This window comes from Parendozoicomonas sp. 209JJ7-1 (assembly GCF_058147085.1).
Genome location: NZ_JBYVJU010000094.1, coordinates 1 through 818, shown reverse-complemented (window position 1 = coordinate 818; position 818 = coordinate 1). Strand labels below are relative to the sequence as shown.

Below are 818 nucleotides of genomic sequence, written 5' to 3'. Positions count from 1 at the left end.
GTGACGCCTTCGGCGCACCTGATGCGGGCGTTACATTTCTAAGGAAATATTGTGCAAAACTTTAAAGTTGCAGTAGCTCAAATTTCTTCAACCAAGGGGAATGTCTGTAAGAACATCGAAAGTCACATAAAAGCAACTGATGTTGCAGTTGAGCATCAAACTTCGATAATCATTTTTCCTGAACTTTCCTTAACAGGTTATGAGCCAGAATTAGCTTCTTCTCTAGCATTTGTGACTGATGATGAGAGGCTTCAGCCTCTTGTATCAGCTGCATCTGAGAATGATATCTGGATTGTGGTGGGGGCACCTGTGAAATCAGGTAACGAGTTTCATATAGGCTCACTCATCTTCAGCCCAAATGGATTAGTTTCAACTTACTCAAAGATGAATCTTCATCCCGGCGAAGAACAGTTCTTCACTCCAGGTAAAGAGCCTAAAATAGTTGAGGTACATGATCATAAAGTTGCAATTGCTATCTGTGCTGATACAAGTAATCCTTTGCATGCTCAAAGCTATGCTAAAGATCGTGCAACTGTTTACGCTGCTGGTGTCCTCATTACTGAAGGTGGTTATGCTTCTGATACGCAAAAGCTTCAATCATATGCCACTGAACACGAGATACTAGTTGTAATGGCAAACCACAATAAGGCTACAGGTGGCTGGCAACCAATAGGAAAAAGTGCAACATGGAGTAAAGATGGCCGTTTATCAGTTGCCGGAGAAGAAAGAGACACGATAATCATTTCCCATCAAACAAATGAAGCTTGGGAATCCCGAGTAATCGAAATGTAACAAGTGCATCCAAGTGACGCCTTCGG

General features: G+C 42.2%; 1 protein-coding gene. It reads left to right on the top strand.

The window, feature by feature from the left end:
- Positions 1-51 precede the first annotated feature (51 nt).
- The gene (locus ACY2RQ_RS19515; RefSeq protein WP_490114683.1) at positions 52-792 is read left to right on the top strand and encodes a carbon-nitrogen hydrolase family protein; all 741 of its coding nucleotides are present in this window, start codon (positions 52-54) and stop codon (positions 790-792) included.
- Positions 793-818 lie beyond the last annotated feature (26 nt).